We start from the raw sequence: 17971 nt of genomic DNA, 5'->3' as shown, positions 1-17971 counted from the left end.
AAATGTTAGAAAAGAAGATTTTGAAGATTAATGGAAAACAGAATGTGTCATATATCGATGAGGGAAATGTATCTTCTCCTGTAGTTTTACTAGTTCATGGATTTCCAGAATCCTCATTAATATGGAAGGAGATCATTCCAAAGCTAGTTACTCTTGGGTATCGTGCAATTGCCCCGGATTTACCAGGATTTGGTCAGAGTGACCGTTTCGAGGTTTCGTCAACATGGGAAAATTACCGGCTATTCCTAAGTGATTTTCTTGAAAAATTAAATATCGATCGCTTTCATTTGTTTTGCCATGATTGGGGAGCAATTATTAGTTTATATTGGGCAGGTGAACATCCAGAAAAAATACTAAGCTTGTTCGTTACCGATACTTTTTATTCACCTGATGCAGAATGGCATGATGTTGCCAAACTGTTTAGAACACCACAAATCGGAGAAAAGGCGATTGAAAAATTATTTGCTACAAGAGAAAGTTTTGCAACTCTTATGAGAACGGGTATTCCTACTATTACTGATGAGTTAATAGATGAATTTTATTCTACTTTCCTGACTCCTGAAGGTAAAAAAATACCTCTTGAGCTTTATCGTTCAGGTGATTTTGAAATGATCGAAAAAGGTAAATTGTTGCAAATACAGAAACCAGCAACGATTGTGTGGGGGGAATGTGATCAGTTTTGCCCATTACATGATGCACATAAAATACGCGACAATGAAATGCCTCAGGCTTCAATTCATACGATTCCAAATGTAGGGCATTTTGCACCATATGAAGGAGCCGAAGAAATAAATAAAGTGGTGGAGCTTCATTTTGAAAAGGTGCAATCGAAAAGATAGGTGGTGTATCTGAATGGAAAATGTAAAAGGGAAAAATATTGTTATTACCGGTGGTTCTAGAGGGATCGGTAAAGCAATGGCTTTAAAATTTGCAGCGGAGGGTGCAAATCTCGCATTGATCGCTTCAAATCCAGATCTATTAGAGGAAACTAGAAAAGAGCTAAGTGAAAAGTACAATGTAATCGTTAGGGCCTATCCCTTAAACGTCAGTAATCAAGGTGATGTTTCTCAAACATTTGAAAGAATTTATAATGACTTGGGCAATATTGATATTCTTATTAATAATGCTGGGATTCCTTGTCATGAATATATTAAAAATTTGACTTTTGATCAATTAAAATTGGCAACTGAAGTAAACTTTTATGGTTCTTTTTTTACTATAAAAGCTGTTTTAGATAAAATGCTAGAAAATAAAAGTGGGCACATCATAAATATTACTTCAGGCTCCGCTAGAATTAGCCGTGAATATACAGCTGGATATGCTGCAACAAAAGCAGCTTTAACAAGTTTGTCTGAAGGATTGTATCTAGAAACAAAGCATACAAATGTAAATGTAACAACAGTTTTACTTGGAGCTGTTAAAACACAAATGCAACAAGATGGTGGAATATTAAATACGAAATATTCTGAAGCTATTCGTAAGGGAAGTATGGAACCAGAATACGTAGCTGAAGAAATTTATAAATTAATAATAAATCCAGTCCGTATTATCACCATTCCAAAAAGTTCGGAACCCATTACGGATTTATATAGTATTCATCCCGAGTTTATAGATAAATATTTTGAATTGGTAGGAAAATAGTGAATTTCTTCTTTTGGAGAATTTATGGAGGATTAAGAAATATGCGATTACAAACTAAAGTGGCAATTATTACTGGTGGAGCAAATGGAATTGGCAAAAAAACGGTTGAACGTTTTCTTGAAGAGGGTTCAAAAGTTGTTTTTACTGATTTGAATGCAGACGATGGTACAAAAGCATTGCAGGAATTCCAACAGAAATTTTCTGATATACATTTTATTCAACAAAATGTCCAATCAGAATCAGATTGGGCAAAAGTTGTGAGTGAAACGATAGAAAAGTTCGGTAGAATAGATGTTTTATTCAATAATGCTGGTATCTACAAATCCAAATCGATTGAAGAAACTACACTTGAAGAATGGAACTTATTAATGGGTGTGAATGTTACAGGTGTATTTTTGGGAATGAAACAAGTTATTCCAATAATGAAAAATCAACGTAGCGGCTCTATTATCAACGCTTCTTCTTTAGCTGGACTTCGAGGTAGTGCATATCATATATTATATGGTGCAAGCAAAGGTGCCGTTAGAATGATGACAAAAGACATTGCTGCAGAAGTTGCACCTTATTCTATTCGTGTAAACAGTACACATCCGGGAGTCATCCAAACATCAATGGGTGATGATGTTGCAAAGGGTATTGGAGTTACTACAGAACAAATTGGGAAAGGTGTTCCATTAAAACGAACTGGAACACCAGACGATATTGCCAACGCAGTTGTATTTTTAGCTTCCGATGATTCAACTTATATCACTGGAACTGAAATTGTTATTGATGGTGGTCTGAATATATAATAAAATGTAAATTTATTTTGTTTTTTAAAAGATTTGAATTTAGGAAATATCGTGGGTTAGTCTTGCTGAATTGATATATTTATTGGTTAAAAAGATAGAGCTATTTTTTAAAGTTGGCCTATTAGAAACCTATTAAATAGATCATTACAGGGCTAACTCATTATTAATTATGAGCGAATATTTTATGTGTTTTACAATTTTAATATAATATTCCCCTTGCCGTTAAATTTCCCAAACGTACCTTTAAATTTCTTGACTTAATAAAATGATAATAAGGAATTATTATATAAATGTGAAGATTCTTATTTTTTGAACTTAATTAAAAACTAGAAAGAGTAGATACTAGTTTACTTAAGTGAAAAAATTAAAACTACATTAGGAAGGAGGAGGTTTTTTGGCAAATTTAGACCCAATGGCTAAAGTCTATTTAAAATTGTATAGTCAACTGCCGGCCCTACAGATGATGGAGCCGCAAGCAGTCAGGCAATTATTAGCACTAGCTCCCAGTATAGAGGTAGAGCTTGCACCGCTCTCGAAAATTGATAACCGACTAATTTCGATTGGCCAGGATACTGAAATTAATGTCAGAATTTACACACCCATTGGAGAGGGGCCTTTTCCAATCTTTGTATATTATCACGGTGGCGGCTGGGTTTTGGGTGATCTTGAAACATCGGATGCTACGTGTCGGATGCTTGCTAATCGAACTGGTAGACTCGTAGTTTCCGTAGATTATAGGTTAGCTCCAGAATTTAAGTTTCCTGTTCCAGTAGAAGATTCATATGCGGCATTAAAGTGGGTTAGTGAAAATGGTAGGGAAATTAATGGAAACGTCTCTAATATAGTAGTTGGCGGTGATAGTGCAGGAGGAAATCTTTCCACTGTCGTTTCGCTAATTTCTAAGGAACGAAAGGGACCAGCAATTGCGGCACAAGTTCTCATTTACCCAGTAACTAGTCTAAGTTATGATACGAATTCGTACCTTGAATTCCAGAAGGGTTATGGTATGGATAGAGACCTTATGATTTGGTTTGGTAATCATTACACCAACAATGACGAGGAAAAACATCATAAATATGTAGCTCCATTATTAGCTGCTGATTTAAGTGATCTCCCACCAGCTTTTGTGATCACTGCAGAAAATGATGTTCTGAGGGATGAAGGATTGGCATATGCCGAACGCCTGAGCAAAGCTGGTGTTAAAGTTGATACGATTTGCGAGCAAGGACTAATTCACGGATATTTTACAAATATGGCGATATTTCCTGAGCGAATAAAAGGGACTATTTCTAGAATAGCTGAATTTTTATATAAAATAGATCAATTGGTTACTAAATAGGACTTTACTATTAATGAATGATTAAAATTATTAAACATGCAATATTTAAAGTCAAAATAACCATTTGTAAGAAAGAAAGGTAAGCTAATTAGTTCATTTCAATGTATCCAGATTAAAATGGCTGAAATGTCCATATAAATAATTTTCTGAATTTTTTTAAAATAATTCAATCACTGAAGTCTTGCCAATAGTTCAACATAAAATTAAATTTTTTTGTATTCACTCTTATTGAGAATCCTCCATTTCGAGACCCTTTCAATTAGAGACAGATAACAAAAAGTTTAGGATAAAATTTATTAAATGATTCGATAATGGGGTGTCTATATTTATGAGTACCGAAATTCAGAATAAAGGGTCAATTTATTTAAGTAAACCATGGCTTGCATCTTATACAGAAGGAGATCCGCATCAGATTGACATACCGTCTATCACTATATTCGACATCCTGGAAAAGTCAGCATACAAGTACCCAACTAAAATCGCTGTCGTGGACGGCGAGAGAGAATTAACCTTCTCCGAGTTGAAAAATATTAGTGAACGTGTAGCCACAGCTCTCTATAAGCGGGGATTCCGCAAGGGTGATTGCATCTCGATCATGGTGCCGAATTGTCTTGAATATGTCATTGCATTCTTTTCCATTCAACGATTAGGAGGTATCGTTGTTCAGGTCAATCCTAATTATCAGCCGGCAGAATTGGATCATATTCTTCGTAATTCGGAGTCAAAAGGAATAATCGCCTTCAGAGACCAGATGGAGAAACTTGAGAAAATTGGGTTGGCCAATGAGGTTATTTTTATTTTGGCTGATCAGGAAATAAATGAAGAAGATAATTTACATCACTGGATCGCTACTGAGACCTCCGAACTTCTGATTAGAGACGTTCAACCAGAAGACGTTGCCTATTTAGCATTTACAAGTGGAACAACAGGCCGTCCAAAGGGAGTTATGATTTCACACTCAAACCTGGTCTCAATGCTATATATAGGTTATACTTCAGGACTTTATAGGGTGTTTGAGAAAGGGGAACATTGCAACCTTGGTTTTGCTCCACTCTATCATGGCATGGGATTGTACAGTTTAATTGAATCTATTTTTATTGGCGGGCGTCTTTATCTAATTGATAAATTTGATATGAATTACATTTTAGAAATGATTCGTAAACAGAGACCAACCATTTTTTACGGGTCACCAACAATGTATATTGCATTACTAAATCATCCTGACTTAAAAAAGGATGACTTAACCTGTTTTCAATTTTGTATTTGTGGGTCGTCACCTTTACCAATTGAAGTGATTAAAAAGTTTGAAGAAATCACGGGAGCCCCGATGGTGGAAGCTTGGGGCTTGTCAGAAGCGACGACTGGAGTAACTCGAAATCCAATTGCAGGAATAAGGAAAGTAGGAAGTACGGGTATTCCAATGGTGAATTTAGAAGTGAAAATTGTGGATATCGCAACAGGAACGATGGAAATGCCAATTGGTGAGCCCGGAGAAATCATTGTAAAGGGGCCAATAGTTACAAAGGGATACTGGAAGAATCCGGAAGAAACGGAAAAAACCATTCGTGATGGCTGGCTGCATACGGGTGATATCGGAACGATGGACAGTGATGGCTATTTCTATATTGTTGGCCGAAAAAAAGAATTGATCATTACGGGAGGCTTTAATGTTTACCCTGCAGAAGTGGAGGATGTAATTTATCAGCATCCTGCAGTACTGGAAGCTGGTGTATACGGTGTTCCAGACTCGTATCGCGGTGAAACGATTAAAGCGGCTATCGTACTAAAAAAAGATGCCATTTTAACAGCAGAAGAAATCCAGGATTGGTGTAGAGAACGAATAACTAGATATAAGGTTCCACGGATCATTGAATTTAGAGAATCTCTTCCGAAAACGGCCGTTGGTAAAATACTCCGACGACAATTAAGGGATGACGATGTTGAGAAAAATAACCAGTAAGAAATGTTGTATATAACTAGTAGTAAATTCTAAAAAATCAGGGTTCTTAATCAGTCATTCCTTTTCATTAATTTGGGGAATGACTTTCTTTTTAGGTTATCATTCATTTAAGTTCTATATCGAGTTTCTGTTACAAATATAGATAAAAAAGAATAAGTGAGGTAATACAATGGTTGTTACGGAAATAATGAAAAAGGCAGAATTATGTAAAAGTTTCAAAGCTTCATTAGGGTTTGACATGATTCAATTAGAAGATGGTAGCATTATTCTGGAACTGCCCGTGACTATATAAATATTTACTTAACTTACCTTTTGATTTCTAAACTTTCCAAAAATTTATAAAAAATTATCATTTGGTAATAAGGGGAAATCAAAAATACTATCCTCGAGAATTAAGCTTTTCAAAAAAATTAACAAAGTCACTATTTTGGCATTAGATTTAATAACATATTTGGAGGGAAAAGTAATGGGAAAAACAAAAAAATTAAAAAAAAATGTTTCAAGTATTGAGCTTCTTTGGAATCAAGCTTTCATAAATTTAGATTCTTGGGTTGAAAGGGAGGAAGTTCGTGAAGATCATTTTCTTCAATCTGCAAAGAATTTAGCAGAAAATGTGAAAAAAAATCAAACAAATTTTAAGGAACTTTCTAAACAATTTTCTAGGGACCTATTTGAATTGGAAAATAAATCAAGAGAAGAACTTTTACTAGCCACAATTAGCTTACAAAGTTTATTTCCTATTAAATCAAATGAGCAAATTAATAATCAACTAGATTATCTTAAGAATAAAACCGCTGAGCTAGTGTCAAAACCATTTGATCATATCGGTAATGGTAAATTTGTAGAAAATTATGTGTCTGTAGTAAAAAAATATATTGAATTCAGACGAAATAATAGAAATTCATATGTGAAAAAAGTGAAAGATACAGCTTTAATTATCCAAACAAATCAAAGTGCATTACTTAATTTGATAACAAAACCAGTTAGAAATGTAATGTTTCCTTTTAATAAATTTATTGAACGTTCAAACGAATTAACTAATTAATAAACAAAATCTAGGAGGACGCATGGTGACTAACCAGAATACGTTTGATCCAGATGATCTTGTTAATAAATTTAGTAGTCAATGGGAGAAACACGGAAATAATTTCAATCACTTATTAACAAATAATCGTGAGGTAGTCCAATTTTCAAGACTTTCTTCATATATACACACTCGGTTTAGAAAGATGATTGATAATAGTCAAGAGTTGTTAGCAAATCAGTTGAATTTACCAACAAAAGAGGGTTTTGCTAATATTGCCAAATTATCTATTCAAATAGCAGAAAAATTGGATTCCCTTGAGAAACATATTAGGAAATTACAAGACTCCGTATACTCTACAAATAAAGAAATTGAGAGTGTGCTCGTAGAGGTTGGTAGTGACAATATTAAACTAACAAAACAGCTGAAAACAGAACTAATGAAAACAAAAGTTGAATTAGTTGAAGCAAAAAAGACTCATTGTGAGTTACTCGCAATGAAAAATGAGTTAGCTGACTTAAAAAGTTAAAAGAGATTATTAACTTAAAATAATAATAGATGGTAAGAATAATACAAAAGAAAATGCTATTAAAGGCAGTAGAATAATAATTTATTCTACTGCCTTTTTATTGCGCAATTTGTGCAGTATCTTTAGGGAAAATTAGAGTACTAGAATTTCCCTACTGATTTCTAGCCTTAGAATTTCCTAAACGTACCTTTTAATTTCTAACCTTTAAAAAATTATATTATTAAATTATTATTCAAATGTAAAGATTCTTATTTTTCTGAATCTTTTTAAACTTAAATGCTTTGGGCTACATGCTAGAGGAGGTGTACAGAATTTCTATTAAAAAGCCCGCAATTAACGATTAAATTAGTAGAATTAGTAGTTGCCTAATGTTTAGTGTAATTAAATGATAAACTCGATAATTATTAAAGAATTGTAGTTATTCTTTGAGGCATTTTACGTCATCGTGAATAAGAAATGGAAATAAAGGAGTAACAAATTGTTTTCTATACGAAAAGGGGTTGGGGTTCTTTATGAGATGGTTGATACTTTTGTTTATGTTCTTTGGTTTAATGATTAATTTTGCAGATAAGTCGATTTTAGGCTTTGCAGCTGAACCAATTATGAAAGAATTTAATTTAACTTATTCACAATGGGGAATTGTGGGTAGCAGCTTTTTTTGGCTATTTAGTATTGCTGGTGTAGTTGGCGGTGCATGGTCAGATCGAATTGGGACAAAGAAGGCATTAACCTTTTTATTATTTTCTTGGACAGTTCTTCAATTTGGCGCCTTTGCGATATCTGGATTACCTTTACTTATTCTTTACAGAATTTTGTTAGGTGTAGGTGAAGGGCCACATGGACCGATATCCATGAGTCAATTAAGCAAATGGTTTCATCCGAATTCTCGTGGATTAGCCCTATCTATTTTTAATGGTGGTGCAATAGTTGGAGCAGTAATATTAGCGCCAATTTTCGTAGTGCTAATAGAAGATTTAGGTTGGCGAGGTGCATTTGCCTCAACGGGTATTTTGAGTGTTGTTTGGGCTGTTTTATGGATGTGGCTAGGGAAAGAGAAACCAGCTAAAGTAGAATGGGACGAGCCGGTCACCACTCAAAGTAAGTTTAAATGGTCTGAAGTTTCACCAATCATATTCTCACGGTCTTGTTTATTAACTTTATTTTTGGGCTTCTCGGCATTCGGGGCACTTGCTTGGACATCAGTTTTTCAGCCTCTGTATTTTGGGCAAATACTCGGATTAACAAATAAACAAATTGGACTAGCATCAGTTGCCGTTGGAGTAGGCGGTCTGATTATTAGTATATTTATTTCTAAAATTTCTGATAATCTTTTCAAAAAAAATCAGAGCTATTATACCTCACGTGTTGTTGTCGGTGGAGTTTGTTTAATCGTTGCAGCACTCGGCTATTTCCTTGCTACTATCGTCCAATCTAACTTATTAATATTAGGAATGTTTATCCTGTCAGCTGGTTGTGTAGCAACAATAGCATCTATTGTTCCACAAATTATGATTAAGCTTTTTCCAACGCGAAGAGGATTCGGAATTAGTTTAGGAACATCCTTTCAAAATATAGCAGGGATCATCGGTCCAATCGTGATTGGACTTCTTATTAACCTGGCTGGTACCAATAAAGTTCTTGGCTTCCATTATGCATTATTTTATATTGGTGGATTGATGCTAATCGCTGGACTACTTTTTATTCTCTTTTGCAGACCAGATGAGTCTTCTGCTGAAGCTGCTCAGCCAACTGAAAATGCTATTTCATTTTAATATCATTTTATCATTAAAAAAAAGAGGTGTGTAAAAGTGGAAATGACCAAAAATCAAAGCAATATTAAAGAATCTGTAACAAAGATTGGACCAAAAGGTGAAGTTGCCAATTCAAAGCTAATTGATCATTCGAAAAATTTTGAAAAACGTTTAGTAAAAATTACGGATGGCGTATATCAAGTTATTGGAGTTGGCCTAGCAAATACAACCATGATCGAAGGCAAAAATGGGATGATCATTGTTGATACAGGTGATGGAATTGAAGAAGCAGAAGAGCATTTAGAAGAGTTTAGAAAAATAACAGATAAACCAGTGTCAGCGATTATTTATACACATTGGCATTATACAGTGGGTACAAGAGCTTATGTACCTGAAGGTCTGGAGGATTCAATTGAAATTTGGGGGCATGAGTTAGTTGATGCCAATATTAGCGCTAATAATGTGGATCTTAAGCAAACCCATATTAAAAAAGCATTTACCCAATTTGGACTGTTCCTTCCTCCTAAAGGACCTGATGCTTTTCCAAATTTGGCGCTAGGATCCTATTATATCGATTTTGAAAAAGGAAGAACTAGAGGATACGTAAAACCGAACCGTACAGTTTCAAAGGCATGTAAAACTGTAATTGACGGAATTAATGTTGAGTTCATTCCTACCATTACAGATACAAATGATGGATTGATCATCTGGTTACCTGATAAGGGTGTAGCAATTAATAATGTTCTTTGGGGTGTGTTTCCAAACATCGGAGCTTTAAGAGGAGATACTCGCGATCCAAAAAATTGGATTAATAGCATAAAGGAACTGCGCGCATTAAAACCAACACATATTATTGGAGTACATGGAGTTCCTATTTTTGGATCAAAAGAGTCTGAAAATGCGATAGAAGAATACCACGATGGAATGCAATTTGTCTATGATCAAACGATTCGTGGAATCAACCTTGGACTTTCTCCTGAAGATCTTGTGGAGTTTGTTAAATTGCCTTCTCACTTAAAGAACAGTCCGATTTTACAACCTTTTTATGGTGAAGTGGCAAACTTTGTGAGAGGGACCTATGCTTATTTAATCGGTTGGTATGGGAATGATACAGCAACGATTCATCCAGTTTCGAAAAAAGTGGAAGCTGAAAAAATCATTAATGGTTTCGGAGGGCTTGAAAAAGTATTGGAAGAAGCTCAAAAAGCTTATGACGATCTTGAATTTGCATGGTCTGCTCAATTAATTACGTATGTATTAAAATTATATCCAGATCATAAACTAGCTCGTCAAATAAAAGCTAATGCACTAAGAAAGCTTGCTGAGGCATCACCTTCTTCCATCACAAGAAACTTTTATTTAACTCACGTTCTTGAACTTGAAGGGAAAATTAGTCCAAATGTAAGAGTGGTTAAATCTGAAAACATAAGTACATTACAACCAGAAGCTATTATGAATTTTCTTAGAGTGAAAATAGACCCAGTGAAAAGTGAAACTGTAAATCAATTGATGCGAGTTAACCTAACTGATTCAAACGTTGAAATTGGATTACAAGTTCGAAAAGGTTTAGCAGAAGTCGTAAATTTCAATACGAACTCAATCACCCCTGATTTAACAATTCAAACAACATGTAAAGATTTGGCTCAATTATTAACTTGCGAAATTACACTTGAGAATGCATTAACGATCGGCAATATTACGATAATAAAAGGCAGCAAGGAGGAAGCGACTAATTTCTTAGCCATGTTTGATGAAATAATTATCGAAAATAAATAGAGGAGGAAATAGTGATGAGCTATGAATTAGAAGGAAAAAAGATAAATGTAAATGGCCTTCAGTTTCATGTAGTGGATGAAGGCACTGGACCAGCTGTACTACTACTCCACGGATTTCCCGACTCCTCCTACTTATGGAGAAACCAAATTCAGCCGTTGGTTAGGGCTGGTTATAGGGTTATCGCTCCAGACTTACGGGGGTTTGGTGAATCAGACAAGCCACAAGAGATTGAAGCTTATAATTTGAAGTTACTTGTTTCAGATGTTATAGGAATCTTAAAAGAATTAAACGTTGATCGTTTACGATTAGTTGGCCATGATTGGGGTGCATTGCTGGGCTGGGCACTTACTTCGCTTTTTCCGGATGTAGTTGAAAAATATGTCCCAATTTCTGTTGGTCACCCAGGTGGAAGATTCCATGTACAAATTGATCAATTTGAAAAATCATGGTATGTATTTATGTTTCAGTCAGAACACTATGCCGAGGAATTTTTAACTAAAAATAATTGGGAACTTTTCAGAGAATGGTGCCGAAATCATAGTGAACAAGAAAAATGGATAAAGGAGTTATCCCGACCGGGTGCATTAAGGGCTGCACTTAATTGGTACAGAGCAAACAGCTCAATGAAAGCCTTTGTACATAAGGGGGTCCACCCAAAGATTAAGTCACCAACAATAGGAATTTGGAGTAGCTTTGATCCTTTTTTAACAGAAGCAAAAATGCTTCAATCTAGTGAAATGATTGAGGGACCATGGAGATATGAAAGATTATCAGGCAGTCATTGGGTACCACTTGATCAATCAGAAAAATTAAATGAACTTTTAATAGAGTTTTTTGAAATTAAATAGGGATTTAGAATAGTCAGAGGAGTAAGACCTGCATAATAGTTATATTAAATTTACGAATGGTGCAATGGAGCTGGCACCCACTTATCAAAGATTTGAATTATAAATTTAGTGTACAATTATGGATATCTAAATAAAAGGAGGGATTCACTTTGATGTGAAATCCCTTCTTGTGTTAAGAAAAATATATTTAGTTAGGGTAGTATAGCTATATTACTATTATCTTATTTGTTTCTTTGAAATCATTAGCTTGAACTTGAAGTTCTTTCGAAAATTCCTTTCCAGCAGCAGATAAAAATTTGCTTTTTAATCGAATAGAATAATAGGAAATTTTCAAATCAATTCCTTTTACAGGTTTAACGATAATATCTTCTCTTTGATAAAACGGATCGGATTTAATAATTATGTACGGTTCAAATCCAATTGCCAATCCCTGTGAAATAAAATATTTTTTTGTTTCAGAGTTTTGGGAATGAACCAGGATATTAAGTTTGTTAAATTCTCCAAATACTTGAGTGAGAAATTTTTTTCTGTCATTATCACTTAAGTAGTTGGCAACAATTGGATATTTATGTATATCCTCCACGGTAAGAATGTCTTTACTAGCCAATTCAGAATCTTTTCTAAAACATAGCATCATTGAGTTATCGATAATATGTGTTGAAGTAAGCAACTGATTTTCTTCATTTAAAAAGGATGGATAAAAGACTAAGCCTATATCCGCATCACCATTCAAAACGTCTTTTCGAACTTGATAAGAAGCTGATTCTTTAATTTGAAGAGTTATTCCTGGGAATTTTGCATTTAGTTCAGCCGCTGTTTTGGGGATAATACTCCTGCAAATGGCCGGATCAGCTGAAATGGATAAATTCCCTTCGATATCCGAAGAATCACCTTTTGCCTCATGTTTAAATTCCTCTATACAATTTAATATCTCCTGTGCTTTTATTATTAGTTTTTTTCCTGTTTCTGTTGGCTCTAATCCAGTTCTAGAGCGTTCAAATATCTTTATTCCTAGTTCTTCCTCTAAACTGCTGATTGCAAGACTTATACCTGGAGATGATACATAAAGTCGTTCAGCTGCAGTCGCAATTGAGCCAGTCTTTGCTATTTCCGTTATGTATAAGAATTGCTCGATACGCAAAGATTCACCCCTAGTCCAATGTTCTTTTTCTAATTATTAATTTCATTCTGATAGGACCTGTGCTGCTTAAGTCCTATCATTAATAATTACTTAAGGTAACTTTTAATATCTAAACTTTAAAAAAGTATATTATAAAATTATCATAAATGTAAAGGTAGATATCAATTTGAATCTTAGAATTTTCCTTCAGACTTCATGTCTTAAAAGAATATAATTCTTATGAAAAATTTAGATTAAGGAGTGGCCAAAATGAGACTAAAGGATAAAGTGGCAGTTATTACGGGTGGAGGAAGTGGAATTGGAAGGGCAACTTGTCTTAAATTTGTCGATGAAGGTGCCAAAGTCGTTGTAGCAGATTTTAATGAAACAGCAGGAATTGAAACGGTTAAAATGCTCATAGAAATAGGTGGAGAAGCTGTATTTAAAAAAGTAGATGTAACCGACTTCCAACAGGTTGAAGATATGGTGAATTTTACAGTTGAGACCTATGGCCGAATCGATACCATCTTTAATAACGCGGGGATTGCATTTGGAAAACCTTTACTTGACCTAGATCCAGAAACTTATGAAAAGATTATCAAAGTGAACCAAGATGGAGTCTATTATGGAATTACACTTGCAGGCAGGAAAATGCGTGAGTTAGGGATTCATGGGACGATTATTAATTCATCCTCAGTATTTGGATTTTTAGCGAATGCCAATACCTTTAGTTATAATGCATCCAAGGGTGCAGTGAGATTAATGACGCAAACAGCTGCGTTAGAATTGGCGCCATATGGCATTCGAGTAGTCGGTGTCGCTCCTGGTGTAGTCGATACGCCAATTTACGATCCTGTTAGAGCAATAGGTCGTGAGAGCGAATTCACACATAAACAAATGACGAAAGCATTCACTCCACCATTACACATCGCGAATGTTGTTGCATTTTTAGCATCAGAAGAAGCACTTGCGATTAATGGAAGCACGATTTTGGTTGATGATGGATATGCATCTTTTAAATAGGACGAAAAAACAAATGAAGGGGTTCACTAATAAGTGGATTCCTTCTTATTTTTATTGTATCAGATCGAAACGAAGGGCATGGATACACATAAAATTATTTTAATTTAGAATTTTTTTTATAATGTCTTTAGGATCATCCCTACCTAAAAGTAACGATTAATATTTTCTTAACGCACCTTTTAATATCTAAACTTTATTATTTTAAATCATAAAATTATCATTATTATAAAGATTCCGAAATTCAAAAGGCGTATGCAAGTTACATTTATGGTGACAGCACGTGTGGTCAAAAAGCATTATATAGGGTGGGGATGACAGGGATCCCGATATTTAATATCAATAACAACTGTTCTTCGGGTTCAACTGCACTGTTTTATTGCAATACAAACTGTAGAGTTAGAAAAAACGATATTAATCCATATTATATTTCTATGCCCCATCAACCTATCATCAAGGGAAGTGAGTCCATTGACTGGTTTAAAAAAAGGATTTTCAGTTTATCCGATTACAGTTCCTACAAAGTACAGCGTTAAGAGTTTTAATTTTTATTTATGGGAGGATGGCAATTCCCTTTCGTTAATTGATGCAGGTCTGGATTCTAATAAGTGTTGGGAACAATGTAACAAAACTTTATCTGAGAATGGTTTTACTCTAAATGATATAAGCAAAATCATTCTTACCCATTCGCACGAAGACCATATTGGATTAATAAATCGTATTCTTTCAATAAGAGAAATCCCTGTCTTTGCACATTCAGAATCCATCCCACGATTGAAAAGGGATAAAGAATTTCATTCATTATGGATAGAGTTCTATAAACAACTTTATCATGAAATGGGATGTGGTGATACTGGAATACAAAACATTGAAAGATTAAAAATCGAGTTAAAGGAAAGAGAAAATTATACCATTCATTCCGACATTATCCCGCTTAATGAATCAAATACCATATCAGGATTACAAGTTATAGAAACACCAGGACATTCACCTGATCACTTAGCATTTTATAATCAAAAGGAAAAATGGCTCATTGGAGGGGACCATCTTATTGGGCATATATCTAGTAATGCATTAGTTGAACCTGATAGAAATGGAACACGGATATTTACCTTAGTTGAATATATTCAATCACTTGAAAAATGTCTAAATCTCGATATAGAATCTGTATTCCCTGGACATGGACGACCAATCTCCAATCCTAAAGACTTAATTACTACAAGACTGAAGAAAATATATCAAAAATCAGATCGAATTTTAAACTTAATCGTAGCTGGGATTTCAACAGCTGACCACCTTGCACGAACCTATTATAAGGATAAGTATCAAAGAGAGTTTGATTTAGTAATGTCCGAAATAATTGGTCATGTGGACTATTTGGAAGTGTCGAACAAAGTTAAGAAAGAGCTAATATATGGAGTATGGCACTATACACAAATCTGAGGCCTTTATTAAACAAGACTAAAGCTAGTAATGGATAACGTTACTAGCTTTTATTCATCTTGTTCAATATAAAATAATTTTCCAGCTGGATTGAACACAAATACGCACAGTTTCTATTCTAATCTAAAAGACAAATTTTTTTGGTTTTTACTAATTCTTACATAATGAAAAATTATCCTTAAAATTTTCTAAACGTACCTTTTGATTTTAAATCTTTATTAAATTATAAAATATAAATATCATACTATTATAAAGATTCGTTCAATTCCAAATTTAATTAAACAATCTTTTCAATAAGAAAAAGAGGGGGAAGTTAGGGATAAAAAGGAATTGTTCTTGGTTAAAAAATGATAGCGCTTACAAGGTTTAGGCCTCTTGAATCCATATGAATGAAAATAATAAGATATTGAGGTGTATTTATGAGTAACGAAATTCAGAATAAAGGCTCTATTTATTTAATTAAACCATGGCTTGCATCTTATCCAGAAGGAGATCCGCATCATATTGAAATACCATCTATTACGATATTTGATATTCTGGAAAAGTCAGCATACAAGTATCCAAATAAAATTGCAGTCGTTGATGGAGAGAGAGAACTAACCTTTTTCGAGTTGAAAAATATTTGCGAACGTGTAGCCACAGCTCTCTATAAGCGGGGATTTCGCAAGGGTGACTCCATATCGGTCATGTTGCCTAATTGTATTGAATATGTGATTGCTTTCTTTTCCATTCTACGGTTAGGCGGTGTCGTTGTTCAGGTTAATCCTCATTATCAGCCGGCAGAATTGGATCATATCTTACGAAATTCGGAGTCAAAAGGTATAGTGGCCTTCCGAGACCAGAAAGAGAAGCTTGAGAAAATCGGGTTGTCCAATGAAGTTATATTTATTACGGCAGATCAGGAAATACAGGAAGAAGATAATTTACATCACTGGATTGCCACTGAGACCACAGAACTTCTATTTAGAGACGTTCAATCGGAAGACATAGCATTTTTAGCGTTTACAAGTGGTACAACTGGCCGTCCAAAGGGAGTTATGATTTCACACTCAAACATGATCTCAATGCAATATATAGGTTATGGTTCGGGTCTTTATAGGGTGTTTGAGAAAGGTGAACATTGCAACCTTGGTTTTGCTCCACTCTATCATACCATGGGATTGTACTGTTTACTTGAAGCTATTTTTATTGGTGCACGTCTTTATCTTATTGATAAATTTGATATGAATTACATTTTAGAAATGATTCGTAAACAGAGACCGACCATTTTCTACGGTTCCCCTACTATGTATATAGCATTATTAAATCATCCGGACTTAAAGAAAGATGACTTAACCTGTTTTCAATATTGTATTTGTGGCTCAGCCCCATTACCAATTGAAGTGATTAAAAAGTTTGAAGAAATCACGGGAGCCCCGATGGTGGAAACATGGGGATTATCGGAAGCGACTGCTGGGGTAACTCGAAACCCAATAACAGGATTAAGAAAAGTAGGAAGTACGGGTATTCCAATGGCTAATTTAGAAGTTAAAATTGTTGATATCGCAACTGGAACGATGGAAATGCCAATTGGTGAGCCCGGTGAGATCGTTGTAAAGGGACCAATCGTCACAAAGGGATACTGGAAGAATCCAGTAGAAACGGAAAATACCATTCGTAATGGCTGGCTGCATACGGGTGATATCGGAAAAATGGACAGTGATGGCTATTTCTATATTGTCGGCAGAAAAAAAGAGATGATCATCACGGGAGGCTTTAATGTTTATCCAGCAGAAGTGGAAGAAGTAATATATCAGCATCCGGCAGTATTAGAAGCGGGTGTATACGGTGTTCCAGACTCGTATCGTGGGGAAACGATTAAAGCGGCCATCGTTCTTAAGAAAGGAGCCACGTTATCTGAAGAAGAACTGCAGAACTGGTGCAGAGAACGTTTAACTAGATATAAAGTTCCACGCATCATTGAATTTAGAGAGTCTCTTCCGAAAACAGCCGTTGGTAAAATTCTCCGCCGACAATTAAAGGATGAAGATGTTGAGAAAAATAAACAGTAAGGATTATCAGAAATAATATCGTTTAAAATAATTGTGCAGCGATTGGCATTATTTTCAAAGGCTAAAATGAAAAGATAAAAATAATTGTAGATAAAAATCTTGATTATTTGATCATCTGAGGAAATACATAAATAATCCGGACTGAATTGTTAACTATGTCTCTTTCATTTCACTTGAGTTTGTTCTGGTCTTAATTAGATAACATCTAGGGTCTAGAATAAATAAAAATGGCAATGGAAAAAATGCCTCTATACGAATTATGTACAACTATGCTAGTGAGAATTCCCACTACCTTTTTTCAAAGTATATAGAGGAATCTTGGGACGTTTTTAATGATCAATTGAAATCGCATGGATATAATGTGAAGGACATTAAACAAAAAATCATTACTCATCACTATGGATCATATTGGTCTTGTAAATATTTTGATTATGATGTTACTTTTATTGTTCGTTCTGAATATGAACGTTGGGTGAGTCCAACTTCCACATTTTTAAAACAACACGATGCCTTTTTTTGTGTATTAAAATGGGATTATATTATTAAGTTGTAAAGTTTATGAGTATCACTAATAAATCTTTCAGTAACCAAACGCTCATAGAATTTAATAAATTCTATGAGCGTTTGGTTTTTTTTATATTGTAAAAAGAGTCATCCAGTAGCAGGAGATTCGTCGGA

At 34.5% G+C, this 17971-nt stretch carries 14 protein-coding genes; 13 read left to right on the top strand and 1 reads right to left on the bottom strand.

Annotated elements, in window-relative coordinates:
* Positions 1-2 precede the first annotated feature (2 nt).
* From TR08_RS30490 to TR08_RS22470, 10 genes are all read left to right on the top strand, one after another.
* Positions 3-839 (top strand): alpha/beta fold hydrolase, encoded by an 837-nt coding sequence (locus TR08_RS30490; RefSeq protein WP_052427587.1) that lies wholly within the window; start codon positions 3-5, stop codon positions 837-839.
* A 13-nt stretch (positions 840-852) separates the two neighbouring features.
* A complete protein-coding gene (locus TR08_RS22510) occupies positions 853-1641 on the top strand; it encodes an SDR family NAD(P)-dependent oxidoreductase (protein WP_045522020.1) in 789 nt (262 codons plus the stop codon).
* 41 nt (positions 1642-1682) lie between these two features.
* Positions 1683-2432 carry an SDR family NAD(P)-dependent oxidoreductase gene (locus TR08_RS22505; protein WP_045522017.1) on the top strand — a complete coding sequence of 250 codons (750 nt, stop codon included), beginning with the start codon at positions 1683-1685 and terminating at the stop codon, positions 2430-2432.
* 394 nt (positions 2433-2826) lie between these two features.
* Positions 2827-3771 carry an alpha/beta hydrolase gene (locus TR08_RS22500; RefSeq protein WP_045522015.1) on the top strand — a complete coding sequence of 315 codons (945 nt, stop codon included), beginning with the start codon at positions 2827-2829 and terminating at the stop codon, positions 3769-3771.
* Between the two features lie 328 nt (positions 3772-4099).
* Positions 4100-5731 (top strand): long-chain-fatty-acid--CoA ligase, encoded by a 1632-nt coding sequence (locus TR08_RS22495; protein ID WP_045522013.1) that lies wholly within the window; start codon positions 4100-4102, stop codon positions 5729-5731.
* 466 nt (positions 5732-6197) lie between these two features.
* Entirely contained in the window at positions 6198-6776 is a 579-nt protein-coding gene (locus TR08_RS22490) for a hypothetical protein (RefSeq protein ID WP_052427586.1), read from the top strand.
* A gap of 25 nt (positions 6777-6801) precedes the next feature.
* Complete coding sequence (locus TR08_RS22485) at positions 6802-7284, top strand: hypothetical protein (RefSeq protein ID WP_052427585.1); 483 nt, start codon at positions 6802-6804, stop codon at positions 7282-7284.
* Between the two features lie 512 nt (positions 7285-7796).
* Complete coding sequence (locus TR08_RS22480; protein WP_045522011.1) at positions 7797-9056, top strand: MFS transporter; 1260 nt, start codon at positions 7797-7799, stop codon at positions 9054-9056.
* Between the two features lie 42 nt (positions 9057-9098).
* The gene (locus TR08_RS22475) at positions 9099-10811 is read left to right on the top strand and encodes an alkyl sulfatase dimerization domain-containing protein (RefSeq protein ID WP_152597493.1); all 1713 of its coding nucleotides are present in this window, start codon (positions 9099-9101) and stop codon (positions 10809-10811) included.
* A gap of 14 nt (positions 10812-10825) precedes the next feature.
* Positions 10826-11659, top strand: coding sequence for an alpha/beta fold hydrolase (locus TR08_RS22470; protein WP_045522007.1), 834 nt, complete (start codon positions 10826-10828; stop codon positions 11657-11659).
* Positions 11660-11864: 205 nt separating this feature from the next.
* Here TR08_RS22470 and TR08_RS22465 read toward each other — a convergent pair whose 3' ends face one another.
* Entirely contained in the window at positions 11865-12800 is a 936-nt protein-coding gene (locus TR08_RS22465; protein WP_045522005.1) for a LysR family transcriptional regulator, read from the bottom strand.
* Positions 12801-13049: 249 nt separating this feature from the next.
* Between TR08_RS22465 and TR08_RS22460 the strand changes: the two genes are divergently transcribed.
* From TR08_RS22460 to TR08_RS22450, 3 genes are all read left to right on the top strand, one after another.
* Positions 13050-13802, top strand: coding sequence for an SDR family NAD(P)-dependent oxidoreductase (locus TR08_RS22460; protein ID WP_045522003.1), 753 nt, complete (start codon positions 13050-13052; stop codon positions 13800-13802).
* Positions 13803-14261: 459 nt separating this feature from the next.
* On the top strand, positions 14262-15242 hold the full coding sequence (locus tag TR08_RS22455) for an MBL fold metallo-hydrolase (RefSeq protein ID WP_370576391.1): 981 nt from the start codon (positions 14262-14264) through the stop codon (positions 15240-15242).
* A gap of 419 nt (positions 15243-15661) precedes the next feature.
* Positions 15662-17293, top strand: a complete 1632-nt coding sequence (locus TR08_RS22450; protein ID WP_045522000.1) for a long-chain-fatty-acid--CoA ligase — start codon at positions 15662-15664, stop codon at positions 17291-17293.
* The last annotated feature ends 678 nt before the right edge of the window (positions 17294-17971 follow it).

It is taken from the genome of Neobacillus niacini (assembly GCF_000759675.1).
GTDB classification, from domain to species: Bacteria; Bacillota; Bacilli; order Bacillales; family Cytobacillaceae; genus Neobacillus; species Neobacillus niacini_A.
The sequence above is the reverse complement of the archived record's forward strand: the minus strand, read 5'-3'. Positions and strand labels throughout refer to the sequence as shown.